The sequence below is a fragment of the Kitasatospora sp. NPDC048194 genome, from assembly GCF_043202455.1.
In the GTDB taxonomy this organism is placed as follows: Bacteria; Actinomycetota; Actinomycetes; order Streptomycetales; family Streptomycetaceae; genus Kitasatospora.
The window spans coordinates 60,023-75,216 of sequence record NZ_JBIDAK010000007.1 but is presented as its reverse complement, the minus strand read 5'-3'; the positions used below and the strand labels follow the sequence as shown (position 1 = coordinate 75,216).

Genomic DNA, 15,194 nt, shown 5'->3' with positions numbered 1-15,194 from the left:
TGGTGTGCGGGTGGGGGGGGGGGGGGGGGGGGGGGGGGGCGGGGGCGCGCCCCCCGGGGGGGGGGGGGGGGGGGGCCCCCCCCCGGGCCGGGGCGCCCCCCCCCCCCCCCCCCGGCTCCTCCTCCCAGACGGTCCACACGTCGCCCAGTCGCAGGCCGAGGGCGAACCGGGCCTCCCAGCGGTCGCCCGTGACCTCCCACGGGGGCAGTACGGTTTCGGACTCCTCCGGAACGTGTTCGTCTCGGACGACATCGCGGAAGATCCGCAGGTCCTGCCGCTGGTTGCGCATCAGCATGAACGCGGAGTGCGGGCTGAAGCGGCCCTGGGCCCGGTCACGCTCGACGGTGAGCCTGAGCAGCCCCCAGCACAGCATCGGGCTGTCCCAGGGGGTGAGGACGAGGCCGCCCGGGCGGGTCTGGTCGATCCATGCCCGAGGCACCCGGCGGACCGCACAGGTGGAGATGATCCGGTCGTACGGCTGACGGTGCTGCCAGCCCAGGGAGCCGTCTCCGCAGATCAGGTCCACGTTCGTGCCGGCTGCGTTCAGGGACGCCCACGCCTGCTCGGAGACCGCGTGGTCGATCTCGATCGAGGTGACGCGTCCGGGGCCGAGGCGGTGGGCGAGGAGGGCCGCGTTCCAACCGGTGCCGGTACCGATCTCCAGGACGTTCATACCGGGCCGGACGTCGAGGTCGCGGAGCATGCGGACGACGATGGAGGGGGCGGAGGCCGAGGAGGACGGCCAGGCTTCGCCCGGGTCGGCCGGTACCTGGCCGTCATTGACCTGGGTGACGACGGGCAGATCCGCGTAGGCCGCCTCGAACCACCGCTGGTGGTCGGTGGACAGGTCGCAGGGCTCGTAGCCGCCCCGGTCGTCCTCCAGCCAGATCCGCTCGGGGAGGAAGCGGTGGCGCGGGGCTGCCGTGATCGCCTCCTTCCACTCGCGGGGGACGGGGCCGCCGAGCGCTTCGCCGACGGCCCGGAGCAGGCCGCGAACGGCGGCCTGCTCCGGTCGATGCGCGTGGTCCGTCACTTCTCGCTCTCGTCCTTCTTGTGCTTCGGTTCGGGCGCCGGCCGCGTTCCGTCGGGGGACGGCTTGCTCGTGCCGGGGTCCTTCTTGCCGCCGTGCTTGCCGCCGCTGGGCTTGTCGGTTCCCCAACCCATGGGGGCCTCCTCGTGCGTTGTCGTTGTGGTGGTCGTGCGTTCCGGTGGGGCGCTACCGGTCCGGAGGCCGGGGCGTCGGCGGACTTTGCGGCTTCGGCGGGGGCGGTTTCGGCTCGGGCCGGGACATGGCCGTGCTCCTTTTCGGGGGGAGAAAGGGAAGTGAGTTGGTCGTCCCGTCCGCGCCGCCGGGCCGGCAGCGCGGACGGGAGTTCAGTGGGAGCGGTTGATCAGCACCAGGGCCGCGATGAGGAGGTGCAGGCCGGCAGCGGCGGACACCCCGCAGGCGGCCAAGACGCGGGTGGGGTCGGGCACGGACGGCGGCTGCGCATCGGCGGAGGGGTAACTGGCCTCCGGTGGCTCCGAGTTCACCGGGGGACCGGCGCCGGCACGGCAAGGTCGGCGTAGACGACCTTGCCGAGAGGTTCGAGGTTGACGCCCCATCGGCCACCGGTCAGGAGGTTCACCAGGGCGAGGCCACGGTGGCACTCCTCATCAGGAGAAGCCTGGATCAGCACCGGCGCGGCACACGACCCGTCGCGCACCGTAATACGCACATTCGCCGGGGAGATCAGCTGAACACCCACCGTCATCCTTCGCTGGCACCCGGTCTTCACGGCATTGGTAGCCAGCTCGCTTGTGATCAATTCGGCCGCGTCAACCAGTTGCGCCAATCCCCAGGCCGCCAGAGTCTCGCGGACGAATCGGCGAGCCTGGCCCGCCGATTCGGGCTCGTAGGGAAGCACCAGGCTGGCGACCGGCGCCGAGCTGGCGCACGGAGGCACATGAGCCTCCAGCAAGGCATGCGACATGGCAACTCCAAGTGAGGACCGGCGTGCCCGGCAGCTGGTCGAGTACCTGATTCGACTGAGGATCCGGGCATTCAAGGCCGCATGCCGCTTCATCGGAACTACGATTTCCGAGCCACATCACGGCCTCGCTTCGTGCCTACGACGCTACGCCGCGTGACACAACGATCCGACGGACCGCCAGTACGAGTTACCCGGCCGATCAAGGCCAAGGGGAGTCCCGATGGCTGCTCAACCGCCCCCGACGCGAGACCCAACACTGACCGGGAGTCCGCCTTCACCTGAGCGGGAGCCGGAAGGTGCCATCGCCGGCTATCTCTTCAAGGTCATTCGCGAGCAGATCCCGCGGACTCAAGAGGAGTTGGCGTCCGACCTGGGCGTGGACAAGAGCACTCTCCAGGGATGGGAGTCCGGGCGGCGTCCGCTGTCGTCCACCAGAGCAGGCAACCTGGTGGCTATGCGCCGCAAGCTGGTCATCCTCGGTGCTCCGCCGGGCTTGGTGGACATGCTTTCCACCGCGATGGATGCTGACCTTCTGCTGGGCGAGATCCTCAGAGCAGAGCCGGTCAGGGCTCGGCTTCACGAACACCCGCTTGCGGGATGGGTCCTGACGCGAGACACCACTCACATGATCGGCTGGGCGGTCAGCGGAATCCTGCCTGGGGTGGTCGCCATGCACTCGACGATCCCGGCCGCGCGACGTGGGCCGGTTTCGTCGTCGCCTCTCCTCGATCCCGGACTGCGAGAACGGTTCTTCCAGAAGGTTCGGACTGCCTCGGATGTGGCAGAGCGGGCCGGATCGGACGCGGCTCTACTGCGTCGACAAGCCTGGTACCTCGCCTCGTACGACCGCCAATGGGATGCTGCGAATTGGTTCGACGGATTGCGCCGCAGGGGCACACTGATTGCGAGGGTCGATGGTTGGTCGCCACAGTGGGCCGAAGCGAGATCGGTGGCAGCGGCGTTGGCTCGTCAGGGCGACCCAAGTTTGCTGAGGGACTTCATCAACAGGTCCATCGCTGACCATGACCAGGCCGAGACGGCAAACCTGAACTACTGGGCACACTGGCTCGGACTCGACCGCCGCCCTCAGACGGACGACTGCTTCATGGCCGAACGCGACCGACCAGCCTGGGACGCCTCGGCGCTCCTGAGGGAACTAGCCGTTCGGCTCGACCGGGCCGTTGAGTACACCGATCTCTACGTCCATTCCATCTGGGCCCTTGCCCTCTCCCGGCGGAACCTGCTCGATGCCGACCCGCACGTGGCGCGGGAACTGGCTGGAAGAGTTGCTGTTCTACTCGATGACGGAACTCTGTCTTCCGAGTCGCGGCGCAAGCTTGAGTGTGTGTACTACGGTCTCCGGACAGGCGGTTTCGGCGTTTGAGAGAAGGCGGCCATGGCAGAGAACGGGCAGGCGAAGGGCACAGCGGGGTACCTGTTCGAAGCGGGGATGCTCAAGCGGGCGAAGCGGTCCGGCTGGTGGATCGCCGGGGTAAAGGATCCCGAAACGATCGCTGAACATTCCTTCCGTGCCGGTGTCGTCGGTGCAGTCCTCGCGATGATGGAGGGCGCCGACCCCGCGAAGGTCGCCCTGCTCGCCCTCTTCCACGACACCCAGGAGACCCGCGTCGGCGACATCCCGCACATCGGGCGGCGGTACCTCACCGCCGCCTCCAATGAGCGGGTAACTGCGGACCAGGTCAGTGCCGCCCACCCCGCCGTTGTCGCCGGGATCACCGCGGTCGTCGCGGAATACGAGAACGGTGAGAGCTTGGAGGTGGTTGTCGCACACGATGCCGACAAGCTCGAATGCCTGCTTCAAGCGGTCGAGTACCGGGAGCAGGGCTATCAGAACGTCCAGCCCTGGATCGACAGCAGCCTCGGCAGCCTGAAGACCGACTCTGCCCGGGAACTCGCGGAGGCAGCTCTCACGATGACCTCGCTCGAGTGGCAGAAGGTGTATCTCGGTTCTTCCGTGCATGAGTGACAGCGCCGGGGCGGCAACACCGTTCCACTCGGTGTCCGTCGCGGGAATGGTGGCAGGTGAGGACGCCGAATGCTCGCGATTCGGCGGGCCGACAACGGGGCCTGGGAGCCTCCGGGTGGCGTCCTCGAATGCTGTGACACGTCGAAGGCCCCCAGCCGATGGGGGCCTTCGACGGTGGTCACACGGTGGCAGCCTGCGGGGCCTGGGTGGGTAGCTGTGCGGGGGCCTCCTCCTGCTCCCTCACGCGCAGGGCGAGGGGGATCCGCAGGGCGGCGATCCAGGTGAGGCTTGCGCCGAGCATGTGGAGGCCGACCATGAGTTCGGGGGCGTCCGTGAAGTACTGGATGAAACCCAGGACGCCCTGCAGCAGCAGCACCGCGAGGAGTTCCTTCGTACGGGCCTTGGCCGCCCGCGGGGCCTTCACCGCCGCAAAGACGAAGATCATCGCGATGGTCAGTCCCACCGAGACGAACGCGAAGTCGGCGTGGAACTGGGCCAGCCGGTCGTAGTCGATCGGGATGCGCGGGACGATCTTGTTGTCCTGGGGCGTACCGGGGTGATGACCGGCTCCGGTGACCAGGGTGCCGGCCGCGACCAGCAGGCCGACCACCGCCACCAGCACGTACGAGAGCTGGTGGATCGGGCGGGCCACCGACAGCTTCGCCGGGCCGTCGCCCTCCTTGCTGCGCTCCCACATCAGCAGCGCGACCCAGACCAGGCCCATCGCGGCGATCATGTGCAGCGCCACGGTGTACGGGTTGAGGCCGGTCAGCACGGTGATGCCGCCGAGCACGGCGTTGCTCATCACCAGCCAGAACTGCGCCCAGCCGAGCCGGGTCAGCCCGCGCCGCCACGGCCGGTGGCAGCGGGCGGCCAGGATCGCCCAGCCGACCGCCGCGCTGAGCACGTAGGTGAGCATCCGGTTGGTGAACTCGACGACGCCGTGGAAGCCCATCTCGGCGGTGGGCGTCAGGCTCTCGTCGGTGCAGCGGGGCCAGGTCGTGCAGCCGAGGCCGGAGGCGGTGAGCCGGACGGCGCCGCCGGTGACGACGATCACCACGCTCATCACCAGCGCGGCGAACGCGGCGCGCCGGACCATCGCGGCGGAGGGCTGCCAGCGCTCGGCGAGCAGGGAGAAGGGGGTACGCACGCCGTCAATCGTAGGTGCCCTTACAGGCGATCTTGGGCCGGGGCACGGCCCGGGGTGGCGACTGCGGCCGGATGGTTTGTCGACTGACTGCCGAACGTCCTCCGCAGACCGAACCTGATCGCCGGTTGGCGCCGTTGTTCTCCTGAGGTGACCAAGTTCATTCAAGTTCGCCCGATCCGCGTTCTACGAGGTGACGGCTGTGATGGGCTGGTCAAGCACATCCGGGAACGGCCCGACAGACGAAATCCGGTCGTGCGGCGGGGTGTGGCGAGGTGCGGGGGTGCCGGTAGAGTCCCCCGGACAGTCGTAGCGGGCTACCGCGATCCACTTCAACGCGCCTGCTGCGCAAGACCGTTCGGAGGGGAACAGCGTAATGGCGCGACAGCAGCGGCACATTCGGATCGGCGCGACGGCGCTCGCCGGTACGGCGGCGGCCGGTTTTCTCCTGCCCCTTGCCCTGGCCACCGGTGCCTCGGCGCACGTCCCGACCTGGTCGGTGACCTGCGACAAGGTCGTGGTCAACCTGATCAACTACAGCCCGAAGCCTGACGTGAAGAACACCGTCAGCCTCACCATCGACGGCGAGAAGGTCCTGGACGCCAAGACCTTCCCCGCGGAGTTCCACGGCACCTTTCCGGTGAAGGACCACGACGCCCCGATCAAGGCCAACCTGGTGGTCAGCACCACGGAGAACCCGGCCGAGAAGGGCTGGAACATCAACGAGACCAAGACCATCGAGCCGTGCCACACGCCGACTCCGACCCCGACCCCCACCAAGACCCCGACTCCGACCCCCACCCCGACGCCCACCCGGACGGCGACCCCGACCCCCACCCCCACGCCGAGCACCACCCCGCCGGGCACCCCCGCCCCCTCGGCCACCCCGACGCCGTCGGCGACGCCCGTCCCGACCAGGAGCCCGGTCGCCCCGGCGCCCGCCACCAGTGCCCCGGCGCTCGCCCAGACCGGTAGCAGCGACGCCACCCCGATGATCGCGGCGGCCGGTGGCGGCGTGCTGCTGGTCGGCGGCGCGCTGGTGCTGCTGGCCCGCAAGCGGCGCGGCAGCCGGGGCTGATCCCCGCCCGGCGCGGCAGCCGGGGCTGATCGCGCCCGTCGGCCGATCACCCGAACAGCCGAACGCCCGGACGCACCGCACAGCAGCGACGCCCCCCGGCCACTCGAGGCCGGGGGGCGTCGTCGCACCGGTGGTGCGGGCGCCGCCGCCGTGCGGTGCGGGGGCGCGGCCCGGGGAACCGGCGCGGGCTACTCCCAGCGGAAGAACCGGGCGGCCGCGGCCAGCCCGAGCACCGACCAGCCGGCCAGCACGCCGAGGTCCGACCAGGGCACCCCGGCGCCGTGCTGCAGCACCGACCGCAGGCCGTCCGAGAGAGCCGAGATCGGCAGCAGCTCCAGCACCGAGCGCACGGCCTCCGGGAACCTGCTCAGCGGCACGATCACCCCGCCGGCCAGCAGCAGCAGGATGAACACCAGGTTCGCGGCGGCCAGCGTGGCCTCGGCCTTCAGGGTGCCGGCCATCAGCAGGCCGAGCCCCGAGAACGCGGCGGTGCCGAGCACCAGCAGCGCGACCACGGCGAGGGGGTTGCCGTGCGGGGACCAGCCGAGCGCCAGTGCGATCACCGACAGCAGGGCGACCTGGAGCGCCTCGGTGACCAGCACGCAGCCGGTCTTGGCGGTCAGCAGCGTCCAGCGGGGCAGCGGGCTGGCACCGAGCCGCTTCAGCACGCCGTACCGGCGTTCGAAGCCGGTGGCGATGGCCTGGCCGGTGAAGGCCGTGGACATCACGGCGAGCGCCAGCAGCCCGGGCGCCAGGAAGTCGACCCGCTTGCCGGGCCCCTCCACCGCGACGATGTCGACGGCGGAGAACAGCACCAGCAGCACGGTCGGGATGACCACAGTGAGCAGCAGCTGCTCGCCGTTGCGCAGCAGCATCCGGGTCTCGAAGGCCGTCTGGGCCAGCAGCATCCGGCCGACCGGGGCCGCTCCCGGCTTCGGGGCGTAGTCCACAGAGGTCACGAGCGCAGCTCCCGTCCGGTCAGGTCGAGGAAGACGTCTTCGAGGCTCCGACGCTGTACGGACAGCCGCTCGGGCAGGATGCCGGAGGCCGCGCACCAGCCGGTGACGGTGGCGACCAGCTGCGGGTCCACCGGCGCCTCGACGCGGTAGCTGCCGGGGGCGGTCTCCGCGGCGGTGGCCCCGGCGGGCAGCTCCGCGAGCAGCGGGCCGAGGTCGAGCCCGGGCGGTCCGTCGAAGCGCAGGGCGTTCTCGGCGCCGCCGCGGCACAGCTCCTCGGTGGTGCCGTCGGCGATCACCCTGCCGCGGTCGACGACGGCGACGCGGTCGGCGAGCTGCTCGGCCTCCTCCATGTGGTGGGTGGTGACCACCACGGTGACGCCGTCCCGGCGCAGGTCGCGGACCAGCTCCCAGGTGGCGCGGCGGGCCTGGGGGTCGAGGCCGGCGGTGGGCTCGTCCAGGAAGACCAGCTCGGGGCGGCCGACCACGGCCATTGCCAGGGCGAGCCGCTGCTGCTGGCCGCCGGACAGCCGGCGGTAGGTGGTGCGGCCGCAGGAGCCGAGGCCGAGGCGCTCGACCAGGGCGTCCACGTCCAGGGGGTCGGCGTGCAGCTTGGCGGTGTGCCGCAGCATCTCGACGGCGCGCGCGCCCGCGTACACGCCTCCGGACTGGAGCATCACGCCGATCCGGGGGCGCAGGGCGCCGCTCTGGGTGACCGGGTCGAGGCCGAGGACGCGGACGGTGCCGGCGTCGGGGCGGCGGTAGCCCTCGCAGGTCTCGATGGTGGTGGTCTTGCCGGCGCCGTTGGGGCCGAGGACGGCGGTGATCGCGCCGGCCGGGATGGTGAGGTCGAGGCCGTCCACGGCCGCCTTGTCGCCGTAGCGCTTGACCAGCCCGGCGATCTTGACCGCGGGTTCGGAGTGCATACGGGCGAGTGTAAGAGGACCCGACGGACCGGCCGGACGGCGGCCCGAGCGACGGTCCGTGCAGGTCAGGTAAGCCTTACCTGCGTGACAGATGACACCAGTGAGGCCTGGATCACGGCTTGTCCCGACGGAAGCAATTACGCAACACTGGTGTTGTGAAAAACATGCGCGAGCACGCCCAGCAGCAGGAGGCCGAGCCGGCCTCCGACTGCGACGTGCCCGTGACGGCGGCCGAGGTGCTGCTGGAGGGCCACCGCGCCACCCGCGACCGGGTCGCCCGTTCCATCCTGGACCACGGCCCCTCCTCCGCCGCCGACCTGGCGAACCGGCTCGGCCTCACCGCCGCCGCCGTCCGCCGCCACCTGGACGGGCTCGCCGCCGCCGGACTGGTCGAGTCCCGCGAACAGCGGGTCTACGGCAGCCGGGGCCGGGGCCGTCCGGCCAAGGTCTTCGCGCTGACCGACGCCGGCCGGGACGCCTTCTACCAGGCGTACGACCAGCTCGCCGCCGACGCGCTGCGCTGGATCTCGGACTCGGTGGGCGGCGGGAAGGCGGGGGAGGAGGCGGTCGCCGCCTTCGCCCGCGCGCGGTTCGGCAAGCAGGGCGAGAAGTACCGGAACAGCCTGCGGCAGGCCGACGCCCAGGAGCGCCCGGAGGCCCTCGCCCAGGCGCTCAGCGCCGACGGGTACGCTGCCACGGTGCGGCGCGTGCCGTCGGCCGGGGCCAAGGCCCCGGCGGGCGCCCAGCTCTGCCAGCACCACTGCCCGGTCGCGCACATCGCCGAGCAGTTCCCGCAGCTCTGCGAGGCGGAGACCGAGGTCTTCTCCCAGCTCCTGGGCACCCATGTGCAACGACTGGCCACCATCGCCCACGGCGACGGGGTCTGCACCACCTATGTGCCGGCACCCGGTGCCGCATCGTCGCCCGCCCGGCCCCCCGCGGCCCGCGGCTCCGATGCAGTGCCGACTGCCGGTACGTCCACCGAAGATTCTGCGTCCGAAGATTCTGCGTCCGCGCGTTAGGAAGCTCGCATGACTGACACCGTTTCGCACCCCGAGCTCGAGGGCCTGGGCAATTACGAGTACGGCTGGGCCGACCCGGACACCGCCGGTGCCGCGGCCAAGCGCGGGCTCAGCGAGGAGGTCGTCCGCGACATCTCCGCGAAGAAGAACGAGTCCGAGTGGATGCTGAACCTGCGGCTCAAGGGCCTGAAGCTGTTCGGCAAGAAGCCCATGCCGACCTGGGGCTCCGACCTCTCCGGCATCGACTTCGACAACATCAAGTACTTCGTCCGCTCCACCGAGAAGCAGGCCGAGTCCTGGGAGGACCTGCCGGCGGACATCAAGGCGACCTACGACAAGCTGGGCATCCCGGAGGCGGAGAAGCAGCGCCTGGTCGCCGGCGTCGCCGCCCAGTACGAGTCCGAGGTCGTCTACCACCAGATCCGCGAGGACCTGGAGGAGCAGGGCGTCATCTTCCTGGACACCGACACCGCGCTGCGCGAGCACCCGGAGCTGTTCAAGGAGTACTTCGGCACCGTCATCCCGGCCGGCGACAACAAGTTCGCCGCGCTGAACACGGCCGTGTGGTCCGGCGGCTCCTTCATCTACGTGCCGAAGGGCGTGCACGTCGACATCCCGCTGCAGGCCTACTTCCGGATCAACACCGAGAACATGGGCCAGTTCGAGCGGACGCTGATCATCGTCGACGAGGACGCCTACGTCCACTACGTCGAGGGCTGCACCGCGCCGATCTACTCCTCCGACTCGCTGCACTCGGCGGTCGTGGAGATCATCGTCAAGAAGGGCGGCCGCTGCCGCTACACGACCATCCAGAACTGGTCGAACAACGTCTACAACCTGGTCACCAAGCGCGCCGTGGCGTACGAGGGCGCGACCATGGAGTGGGTCGACGGCAACATCGGCTCCAAGGTCACCATGAAGTACCCGGCCGTCTACCTGATGGGCGAGCACGCCAAGGGCGAGACCCTGTCGATCGCCTTCGCGGGCGAGGGCCAGCACCAGGACGCCGGCGCCAAGATGGTGCACATGGCGCCGAACACCTCCTCGCACATCGTCTCCAAGTCGGTGGCGCGCGGCGGCGGCCGGACCTCCTACCGCGGTCTGATCGAGATCGGCGAGGGCTCGCACGGCGCCAAGTCCAACGTGCTGTGCGACGCGCTGCTGGTCGACACCATCTCCCGCTCGGACACCTACCCCTACGTGGACGTCCGCGAGGACGACGTGTCCATGGGCCACGAGGCGACCGTCTCCAAGGTCAGCGAGGACCAGCTGTTCTACCTGATGAGCCGCGGCCTGACCGAGACCGAGGCGATGGCGATGATCGTGCGCGGCTTCGTCGAGCCGATCGCGCGCGAGCTGCCGATGGAGTACGCGCTGGAGCTCAACCGGCTGATCGAGCTGCAGATGGAGGGTGCGGTCGGCTGACGCCCGGCCGACCACCCGCCGTCCACTGATTTCGAGGAAGAGAGCACAACGAACAGCCATGGCTGAGCAGAACACCACCGGCTCCACCACCGCCGGTTCGATCGAGGTCGGGACCGCCGGCGCGGGCGCGCAGCTCGCCGGCCCCGGCACCGGCCGGACCGCGGTCCAGCAGCCGATCGACGCGCGCGTCGCCGTCAAGCCGTCCTTCGACGTGAACGACTTCCCGGTGCCGCACGGCCGCGAGGAGGACTGGCGGTTCACCCCGCTGCACCGCCTCGGCGGGCTGCACGACGGGACGGCCGCCGAGGCCGAGCGGGGCGAGGACAAGGTCGAGTTCACCCTGCCCGACGGCGTCACCGCCGAGACCGTCGGCCGGGACGACGCCCGCCTGGGCAAGGCCGGCACGCCGGTCGACCGGGTCGCCGCGCAGGCCTTCAGCGCCTTCGAGCAGGCCCTCGTGGTGACCGTCCCCAAGGACGCGGTGCTGACCGAGCCGGTCAAGATCGACGTGCGCGCCGAGGGCGGGGTCCGCTTCGCCCACGTGGTGATCGACGTCAAGCCGTTCGCCGAGGCCGTGGTCGTGCTCAACCACGCCGGCACCGGCACCCGGGCCGCCAACGTCGAGCTGCTGGTCGGCGACGGTGCCAAGCTCACCTTCGTCTCCGTCCAGGACTGGGACCGCGACGCCGTGCACGCCGCCCAGCACAACGCGCTGGTCGGCCGGGACGCCTCCTTCAAGTCGGTGGTCGTCACCTTCGGCGGCGACCTCGTCCGCCTGCACCCCCGGGTCAACTACACCGGCCCCGGCGGCGAGGCCGAGCTGTTCGGCCTGTACTTCGCCGACGCCGGCCAGCACCTGGAGCACCGCCTGGTCATCGACCACGACACGCCGCACTGCCGGTCGAACGTGGCGTACAAGGGCGCGCTGCAGGGCCAGGACGCGCACGCCGTGTGGGTCGGTGACGTGCTGATCCGCGCCGCCGCGCTCGGCACCGACACCTACGAGCTCAACCGGAACCTGGTGCTCACCGACGGCGCCCGGGTCGACTCGATCCCGAACCTGGAGATCGAGACCGGCGAGATCGTCGGCGCCGGCCACGCCTCCGCGACCGGTCGCTTCGACGACGAGCAGCTGTTCTACCTGATGGCCCGCGGCATCCCGGCCGACGAGGCCCGCCGCCTGGTCGTCCGCGGCTTCTTCGCCGAGCTGCTGCAGCAGATCGGCGTCGCCGAGGTGCAGGAGCAGCTCATGGAGAAGATCGAGGCCGAGCTGGAAGCGGCGGTCTGACCAGATGACCTTCCTGCGTGCCTGCGCGCTGAGCGACCTCCAGGAGGACGTGCCCAAGCGCGTGGACCTCAACGGCGTGCCGGTCTCGGTCGTCCGCACCGACGAGGGGGTGTTCGCGATCAACGACATCTGCTCGCACGCGAACGTCTCGCTCTCCGAGGGCGAGGTCGAGGACTGCATGATCGAGTGCTGGCTGCACGGCTCCAGCTTCGACCTGCGCACCGGCAAGCCCTCCGGCCTGCCCGCCACCAAGCCGGTCGCTGTCTACCCCGTAAAGATCGAAGGGGACGATGTGCTCGTCTCCGTCAACCAGGAGTCCTGAGTACACATGGCAACCCTTGAAATCCGCGACCTGCACGTCTCCGTCGAGGCCGAGAACGGCCCGCGCGAGATCCTGAAGGGCGTCGACCTGACCGTGAAGCAGGGCGAGACCCACGCCATCATGGGTCCGAACGGCTCCGGCAAGTCCACCCTGGCCTACTCGCTGGCCGGCCACCCCAAGTACACCGTCACCGGCGGCTCCGTGCTGCTGGACGGCGAGGACGTGCTGGAGATGTCCGTCGACGAGCGTGCCAAGGCCGGCGTGTTCCTGGCCATGCAGTACCCGGTCGAGGTCCCCGGCGTCTCGGTCTCCAACTTCCTGCGCACCGCCGCCACCGCCGTCCGCGGCGAGGCCCCGAAGCTGCGGCTGTGGGTGAAGGAGGTCAAGGAGGCGATGGCCGCCCTCCAGATGGACCCGGCCTTCGCCGAGCGCAACGTCAACGAGGGCTTCTCCGGCGGCGAGAAGAAGCGCCACGAGATCCTCCAGCTGGAGCTGCTCAAGCCGAAGATCGCGATCCTCGACGAGACCGACTCCGGCCTGGACGTCGACGCGCTGCGGATCGTCTCCGAGGGCATCAACCGGGTCCGCTCGACCGGCGAGGTCGGCACCCTGCTGGTGACCCACTACACCCGCATCCTGCGGTACATCAAGCCCGACTACGTCCACGTCTTCGCGGGCGGCCGCATCGTCGAGTCCGGCGGCGCCGAGCTGGCCGACAAGCTGGAGAACGAGGGCTACGAGGCCTATGTGAAGGGGGGCGCATCCGAGTGACGCATGCCCATGAGCGTTCGGGCCTGGCGGGTCTGCTCGACACCGACGCGATCCGCAAGGACTTCCCGGTCCTCCAGCGGCTGCTGCACGACGACAAGCCGCTGGTCTACCTGGACAACGCGGCGACCTCGCAGAAGCCGCGCCAGGTGCTCGAGGCGCTGAACGCCTACTACGAGCGGCACAACGCCAACGTCCACCGCGGCGTGCACGTGCTCGCCGAGGAGGCCACGGCGCTGTACGAGGGCGCCCGGGACAAGGTCGCGGCCTTCGTCAACGCGCCCAGCCGCGACGAGGTGATCTTCACCAAGAACGCCTCGGAGTCGCTCAACCTCGTGGCCAACATGCTCGGTTGGGCCGACGAGCCGTACCGGGTCGACGCCGACTCCGAGATCGTGATCACGGAGATGGAGCACCACTCCAACATCGTCCCGTGGCAGCTGCTGTCGCAGCGCACCGGTGCGAAGCTGAAGTGGTTCGGGCTGACCGACGAGGGCCGGCTCGACCTCTCGGACATCGACGAGCTGATCACCGAGAAGACCAAGGTGGTCTCCTTCACCCTGGTCTCCAACCTGCTCGGCACGATCAACCCGGTCGAGACGATCGTCCGCAAGGCCCAGTCGGTCGGCGCGCTGGTCGTCATCGACGCCTCGCAGGCCGCGCCGCACATGGTGCTGGACGTGCAGGCGCTGGAGGCCGACTTCGTCGCCTTCACCGGCCACAAGATGCTCGGCCCGACCGGCATCGGCGTGCTCTGGGGCCGCCAGGAGCTGCTGGAGGACCTCCCGCCGTTCCTCGGCGGCGGCGAGATGATCGAGACCGTCACCATGGGCTCGTCCACCTACGCCCCGGCGCCGCACAAGTTCGAGGCCGGCACCCCGCCGATCGCCCAGGCGGTCGGGCTCGGCGCGGCCATCGACTACCTCCAGGGCATCGGGATGGACCGGATCGCGGCGCACGAGCACGCGATCACCGAGTACGCCGTCGAGCGGCTGCTGGAGGTCCCCGACCTGCGGATCATCGGCCCCCGTTCGGCCGTCGACCGCGGCGCGGCGATCTCCTTCACGCTCGGTGACATCCACCCGCACGACGTGGGCCAGGTGCTGGACGAGCAGGGCATCGCCGTGCGCGTCGGCCACCACTGCGCGCGGCCGGTCTGCCTCCGGTACGGAATTCCGGCGACCACGCGGGCGTCGTTCTATCTGTACTCGACGCCGGGCGAGGTCGACGCGCTGATCGACGGCCTGCACCACGTCCGGAACTTCTTCGGCTGACGGACGGGGCAGGACGATCATGAAGCTCGACTCGATGTACCAGGAGATCATCCTGGACCACTACCGCAACCCCCACGGCAAGGGGCTGCGGGACGGTGACGCCGAGGTGCACCACGTCAACCCGACGTGCGGCGACGAGATCACCCTGCGGGTGAAGCTCGACGGCTCGACGGTCGCCGACGTCTCGTACGAGTCGCAGGGCTGTTCGATCAGCCAGGCGAGCGCCTCGGTGCTCAACGACCTGGTGGTCGGCAAGACCGTCGGCGAGGCGCAGGCGGTCCAGGAGGCCTTCCTGGAGCTGATGCAGAGCAAGGGCCAGGCCGAGGGCGACGAGGAGGTGCTGGAGGACGCGGTCGCGTTCGCCGGCGTCTCCAAGTACCCGGCCCGGGTCAAGTGCGCCCTGCTCAGCTGGATGGCCTGGAAGGACGCCACCGCGCAGGCCCTCGCCAACCCCGCCGTGAACGACTGACCCGCAGAGGAGGACAGAACCATGAGTGACGAAACCCCCTCCGCCGCGGAGGAGCAGCCGAACGGCCTCATCGTCGGCACCACCGCCGGCACCGTCTCGGTCGAGGACCTGACCGAGGCCCTGATGGACGTCGTCGACCCCGAACTGGGCATCGACGTCGTCAACCTGGGCCTGATCTACGGCATCCACATCGACGAGTCCGACGTGGCCACCATCGACATGACGCTCACCTCGGCGGCCTGCCCGCTGACCGACGTCATCGAGGACCAAGCCAAGACCGCCACCGACGGCCTGGTCCAGGACCTGCGGATCAACTGGGTCTGGATGCCGCCGTGGGGCCCGGACAAGATCACCGACGACGGGCGCGAGCAGCTGCGGGCGCTGGGCTTCAACGTCTGAGGTCGCTGGTCGATCGTTCGTCGTTCCGCTGCCGCGTGAACCTTCGGGTTCGCGCGGCAGCGGCCGTTTCCGGGGTGAACACCCGTGCGTGATCCGCTTTGCTGCGCCGGTTCACCGCCGTTCCCCACCGTCCACCCCCCACCCGCCTGCCGGCGGGTGC

The 15,194-nt window shown here is 70.2% G+C and carries 17 protein-coding genes and 1 pseudogene (1 of these 18 cut by a window edge); 12 read left to right on the top strand and 6 right to left on the bottom strand.

All coding sequences use genetic code 11. The features are described from left to right. The 3 genes from ACGF07_RS11795 to ACGF07_RS11785 form a co-directional block, all read right to left on the bottom strand. A protein-coding gene (locus ACGF07_RS11795; protein WP_392897524.1) for a methyltransferase domain-containing protein crosses the window boundary here: on the bottom strand, positions 1 to 1,033 show its 5' portion. 497 nt of this gene lie to the left of the window's left edge; only the first 1,033 of its 1,530 coding nucleotides appear in the window; its start codon is at positions 1,031 to 1,033; its stop codon lies beyond the left edge, outside the window. Then, positions 1,030 to 1,164 (bottom strand): hypothetical protein, encoded by a 135-nt coding sequence (locus ACGF07_RS11790; RefSeq protein ID WP_350745308.1) that lies wholly within the window; start codon positions 1,162 to 1,164, stop codon positions 1,030 to 1,032. Before ACGF07_RS11790 ends, ACGF07_RS11795 begins: the two co-directional genes overlap by 4 nt. A gap of 365 nt (positions 1,165 to 1,529) precedes the next feature. After that, positions 1,530 to 1,973 carry an ATP-binding protein gene (locus ACGF07_RS11785; RefSeq protein WP_392897522.1) on the bottom strand — a complete coding sequence of 148 codons (444 nt, stop codon included), beginning with the start codon at positions 1,971 to 1,973 and terminating at the stop codon, positions 1,530 to 1,532. A 256-nt stretch (positions 1,974 to 2,229) separates the two neighbouring features. Here ACGF07_RS11785 and ACGF07_RS11780 point away from each other — a divergent pair, with 256 nt between their 5' ends. The 3 genes and pseudogenes from ACGF07_RS11780 to ACGF07_RS11770 all read left to right on the top strand — a co-directional run. Further along, positions 2,230 to 3,357, top strand: a complete 1,128-nt coding sequence (locus ACGF07_RS11780) for a helix-turn-helix domain-containing protein (RefSeq protein WP_392897759.1) — start codon at positions 2,230 to 2,232, stop codon at positions 3,355 to 3,357. A gap of 12 nt (positions 3,358 to 3,369) precedes the next feature. Further along, on the top strand, positions 3,370 to 3,960 hold the full coding sequence (locus tag ACGF07_RS11775) for an HD family hydrolase (RefSeq protein WP_392897520.1): 591 nt from the start codon (positions 3,370 to 3,372) through the stop codon (positions 3,958 to 3,960). A 46-nt stretch (positions 3,961 to 4,006) separates the two neighbouring features. Then, positions 4,007 to 4,110: pseudogene (locus ACGF07_RS11770) on the top strand (NUDIX hydrolase); the annotation flags it as partial. A gap of 28 nt (positions 4,111 to 4,138) precedes the next feature. Here ACGF07_RS11770 and ACGF07_RS11765 read toward each other — a convergent pair. Next, the gene (locus tag ACGF07_RS11765; RefSeq protein WP_392897519.1) at positions 4,139 to 5,110 is read right to left on the bottom strand and encodes a heme A synthase; all 972 of its coding nucleotides are present in this window, start codon (positions 5,108 to 5,110) and stop codon (positions 4,139 to 4,141) included. Positions 5,111 to 5,483: 373 nt separating this feature from the next. Between ACGF07_RS11765 and ACGF07_RS11760 the strand changes: the two genes are divergently transcribed. Further along, entirely contained in the window at positions 5,484 to 6,185 is a 702-nt protein-coding gene (locus ACGF07_RS11760; RefSeq protein WP_392897517.1) for an LAETG motif-containing sortase-dependent surface protein, read from the top strand. 188 nt (positions 6,186 to 6,373) lie between these two features. Here ACGF07_RS11760 and ACGF07_RS11755 read toward each other — a convergent pair whose 3' ends face one another. After that, entirely contained in the window at positions 6,374 to 7,093 is a 720-nt protein-coding gene (locus ACGF07_RS11755; protein WP_392897757.1) for an ABC transporter permease, read from the bottom strand. Positions 7,094 to 7,140: 47 nt separating this feature from the next. Beyond that, entirely contained in the window at positions 7,141 to 8,067 is a 927-nt protein-coding gene (locus tag ACGF07_RS11750; protein WP_392897515.1) for an ABC transporter ATP-binding protein, read from the bottom strand. Positions 8,068 to 8,231: 164 nt separating this feature from the next. Here ACGF07_RS11750 and ACGF07_RS11745 point away from each other — a divergent pair, with 164 nt between their 5' ends. The 8 genes from ACGF07_RS11745 to ACGF07_RS11710 are packed head-to-tail and all read left to right on the top strand — an operon-like array spanning position 8,232 to position 15,034. After that, positions 8,232 to 9,089, top strand: a complete 858-nt coding sequence (locus tag ACGF07_RS11745) for a helix-turn-helix domain-containing protein (RefSeq protein ID WP_350745344.1) — start codon at positions 8,232 to 8,234, stop codon at positions 9,087 to 9,089. A 9-nt stretch (positions 9,090 to 9,098) separates the two neighbouring features. Continuing rightward, positions 9,099 to 10,514 (top strand): Fe-S cluster assembly protein SufB, encoded by a 1,416-nt coding sequence (sufB, locus tag ACGF07_RS11740; protein WP_030290241.1) that lies wholly within the window; start codon positions 9,099 to 9,101, stop codon positions 10,512 to 10,514. A gap of 58 nt (positions 10,515 to 10,572) precedes the next feature. After that, positions 10,573 to 11,802 carry a Fe-S cluster assembly protein SufD gene (gene sufD, locus ACGF07_RS11735; protein ID WP_350745327.1) on the top strand — a complete coding sequence of 410 codons (1,230 nt, stop codon included), beginning with the start codon at positions 10,573 to 10,575 and terminating at the stop codon, positions 11,800 to 11,802. A 4-nt stretch (positions 11,803 to 11,806) separates the two neighbouring features. Further along, positions 11,807 to 12,124, top strand: a complete 318-nt coding sequence (locus ACGF07_RS11730) for a bifunctional 3-phenylpropionate/cinnamic acid dioxygenase ferredoxin subunit (RefSeq protein WP_153463212.1) — start codon at positions 11,807 to 11,809, stop codon at positions 12,122 to 12,124. A 6-nt stretch (positions 12,125 to 12,130) separates the two neighbouring features. Continuing rightward, complete coding sequence (sufC, locus tag ACGF07_RS11725; RefSeq protein ID WP_030290237.1) at positions 12,131 to 12,895, top strand: Fe-S cluster assembly ATPase SufC; 765 nt, start codon at positions 12,131 to 12,133, stop codon at positions 12,893 to 12,895. Further along, positions 12,892 to 14,166 (top strand): cysteine desulfurase, encoded by a 1,275-nt coding sequence (locus ACGF07_RS11720; protein ID WP_350745330.1) that lies wholly within the window; start codon positions 12,892 to 12,894, stop codon positions 14,164 to 14,166. Before sufC ends, ACGF07_RS11720 begins: the two co-directional genes overlap by 4 nt. A 19-nt stretch (positions 14,167 to 14,185) precedes the next feature. Then, on the top strand, positions 14,186 to 14,635 hold the full coding sequence (gene sufU, locus ACGF07_RS11715) for a Fe-S cluster assembly sulfur transfer protein SufU (protein ID WP_350745332.1): 450 nt from the start codon (positions 14,186 to 14,188) through the stop codon (positions 14,633 to 14,635). Positions 14,636 to 14,656: 21 nt separating this feature from the next. Then, entirely contained in the window at positions 14,657 to 15,034 is a 378-nt protein-coding gene (locus tag ACGF07_RS11710) for a metal-sulfur cluster assembly factor (RefSeq protein ID WP_350745335.1), read from the top strand. Positions 15,035 to 15,194 lie beyond the last annotated feature (160 nt).

What these genes read in the sequence shown, in the direction of transcription:
- ACGF07_RS11790 (WP_350745308.1), bottom strand. Translation starts at nt 1,164, where the DNA reads ATGGGTTGGGGAACCGACAAGCCCAGCGGCGGCAAGCACGGCGGCAAG.
- ACGF07_RS11785 (WP_392897522.1), bottom strand. Translation starts at nt 1,973, where the DNA reads ATGTCGCATGCCTTGCTGGAGGCTCATGTGCCTCCGTGCGCCAGCTCG.
- ACGF07_RS11775 (WP_392897520.1), top strand. Translation starts at nt 3,370, where the DNA reads ATGGCAGAGAACGGGCAGGCGAAGGGCACAGCGGGGTACCTGTTCGAA.
- ACGF07_RS11760 (WP_392897517.1), top strand. Translation starts at nt 5,484, where the DNA reads ATGGCGCGACAGCAGCGGCACATTCGGATCGGCGCGACGGCGCTCGCC.
- ACGF07_RS11755 (WP_392897757.1), bottom strand. Translation starts at nt 7,093, where the DNA reads ATGCTGCTGGCCCAGACGGCCTTCGAGACCCGGATGCTGCTGCGCAAC.
- ACGF07_RS11750 (WP_392897515.1), bottom strand. Translation starts at nt 8,067, where the DNA reads ATGCACTCCGAACCCGCGGTCAAGATCGCCGGGCTGGTCAAGCGCTAC.
- ACGF07_RS11745 (WP_350745344.1), top strand. Translation starts at nt 8,232, where the DNA reads ATGCGCGAGCACGCCCAGCAGCAGGAGGCCGAGCCGGCCTCCGACTGC.
- sufB (WP_030290241.1), top strand. Translation starts at nt 9,099, where the DNA reads ATGACTGACACCGTTTCGCACCCCGAGCTCGAGGGCCTGGGCAATTAC.
- sufD (WP_350745327.1), top strand. Translation starts at nt 10,573, where the DNA reads ATGGCTGAGCAGAACACCACCGGCTCCACCACCGCCGGTTCGATCGAG.
- ACGF07_RS11730 (WP_153463212.1), top strand. Translation starts at nt 11,807, where the DNA reads ATGACCTTCCTGCGTGCCTGCGCGCTGAGCGACCTCCAGGAGGACGTG.
- sufC (WP_030290237.1), top strand. Translation starts at nt 12,131, where the DNA reads ATGGCAACCCTTGAAATCCGCGACCTGCACGTCTCCGTCGAGGCCGAG.
- sufU (WP_350745332.1), top strand. Translation starts at nt 14,186, where the DNA reads ATGAAGCTCGACTCGATGTACCAGGAGATCATCCTGGACCACTACCGC.
- ACGF07_RS11710 (WP_350745335.1), top strand. Translation starts at nt 14,657, where the DNA reads ATGAGTGACGAAACCCCCTCCGCCGCGGAGGAGCAGCCGAACGGCCTC.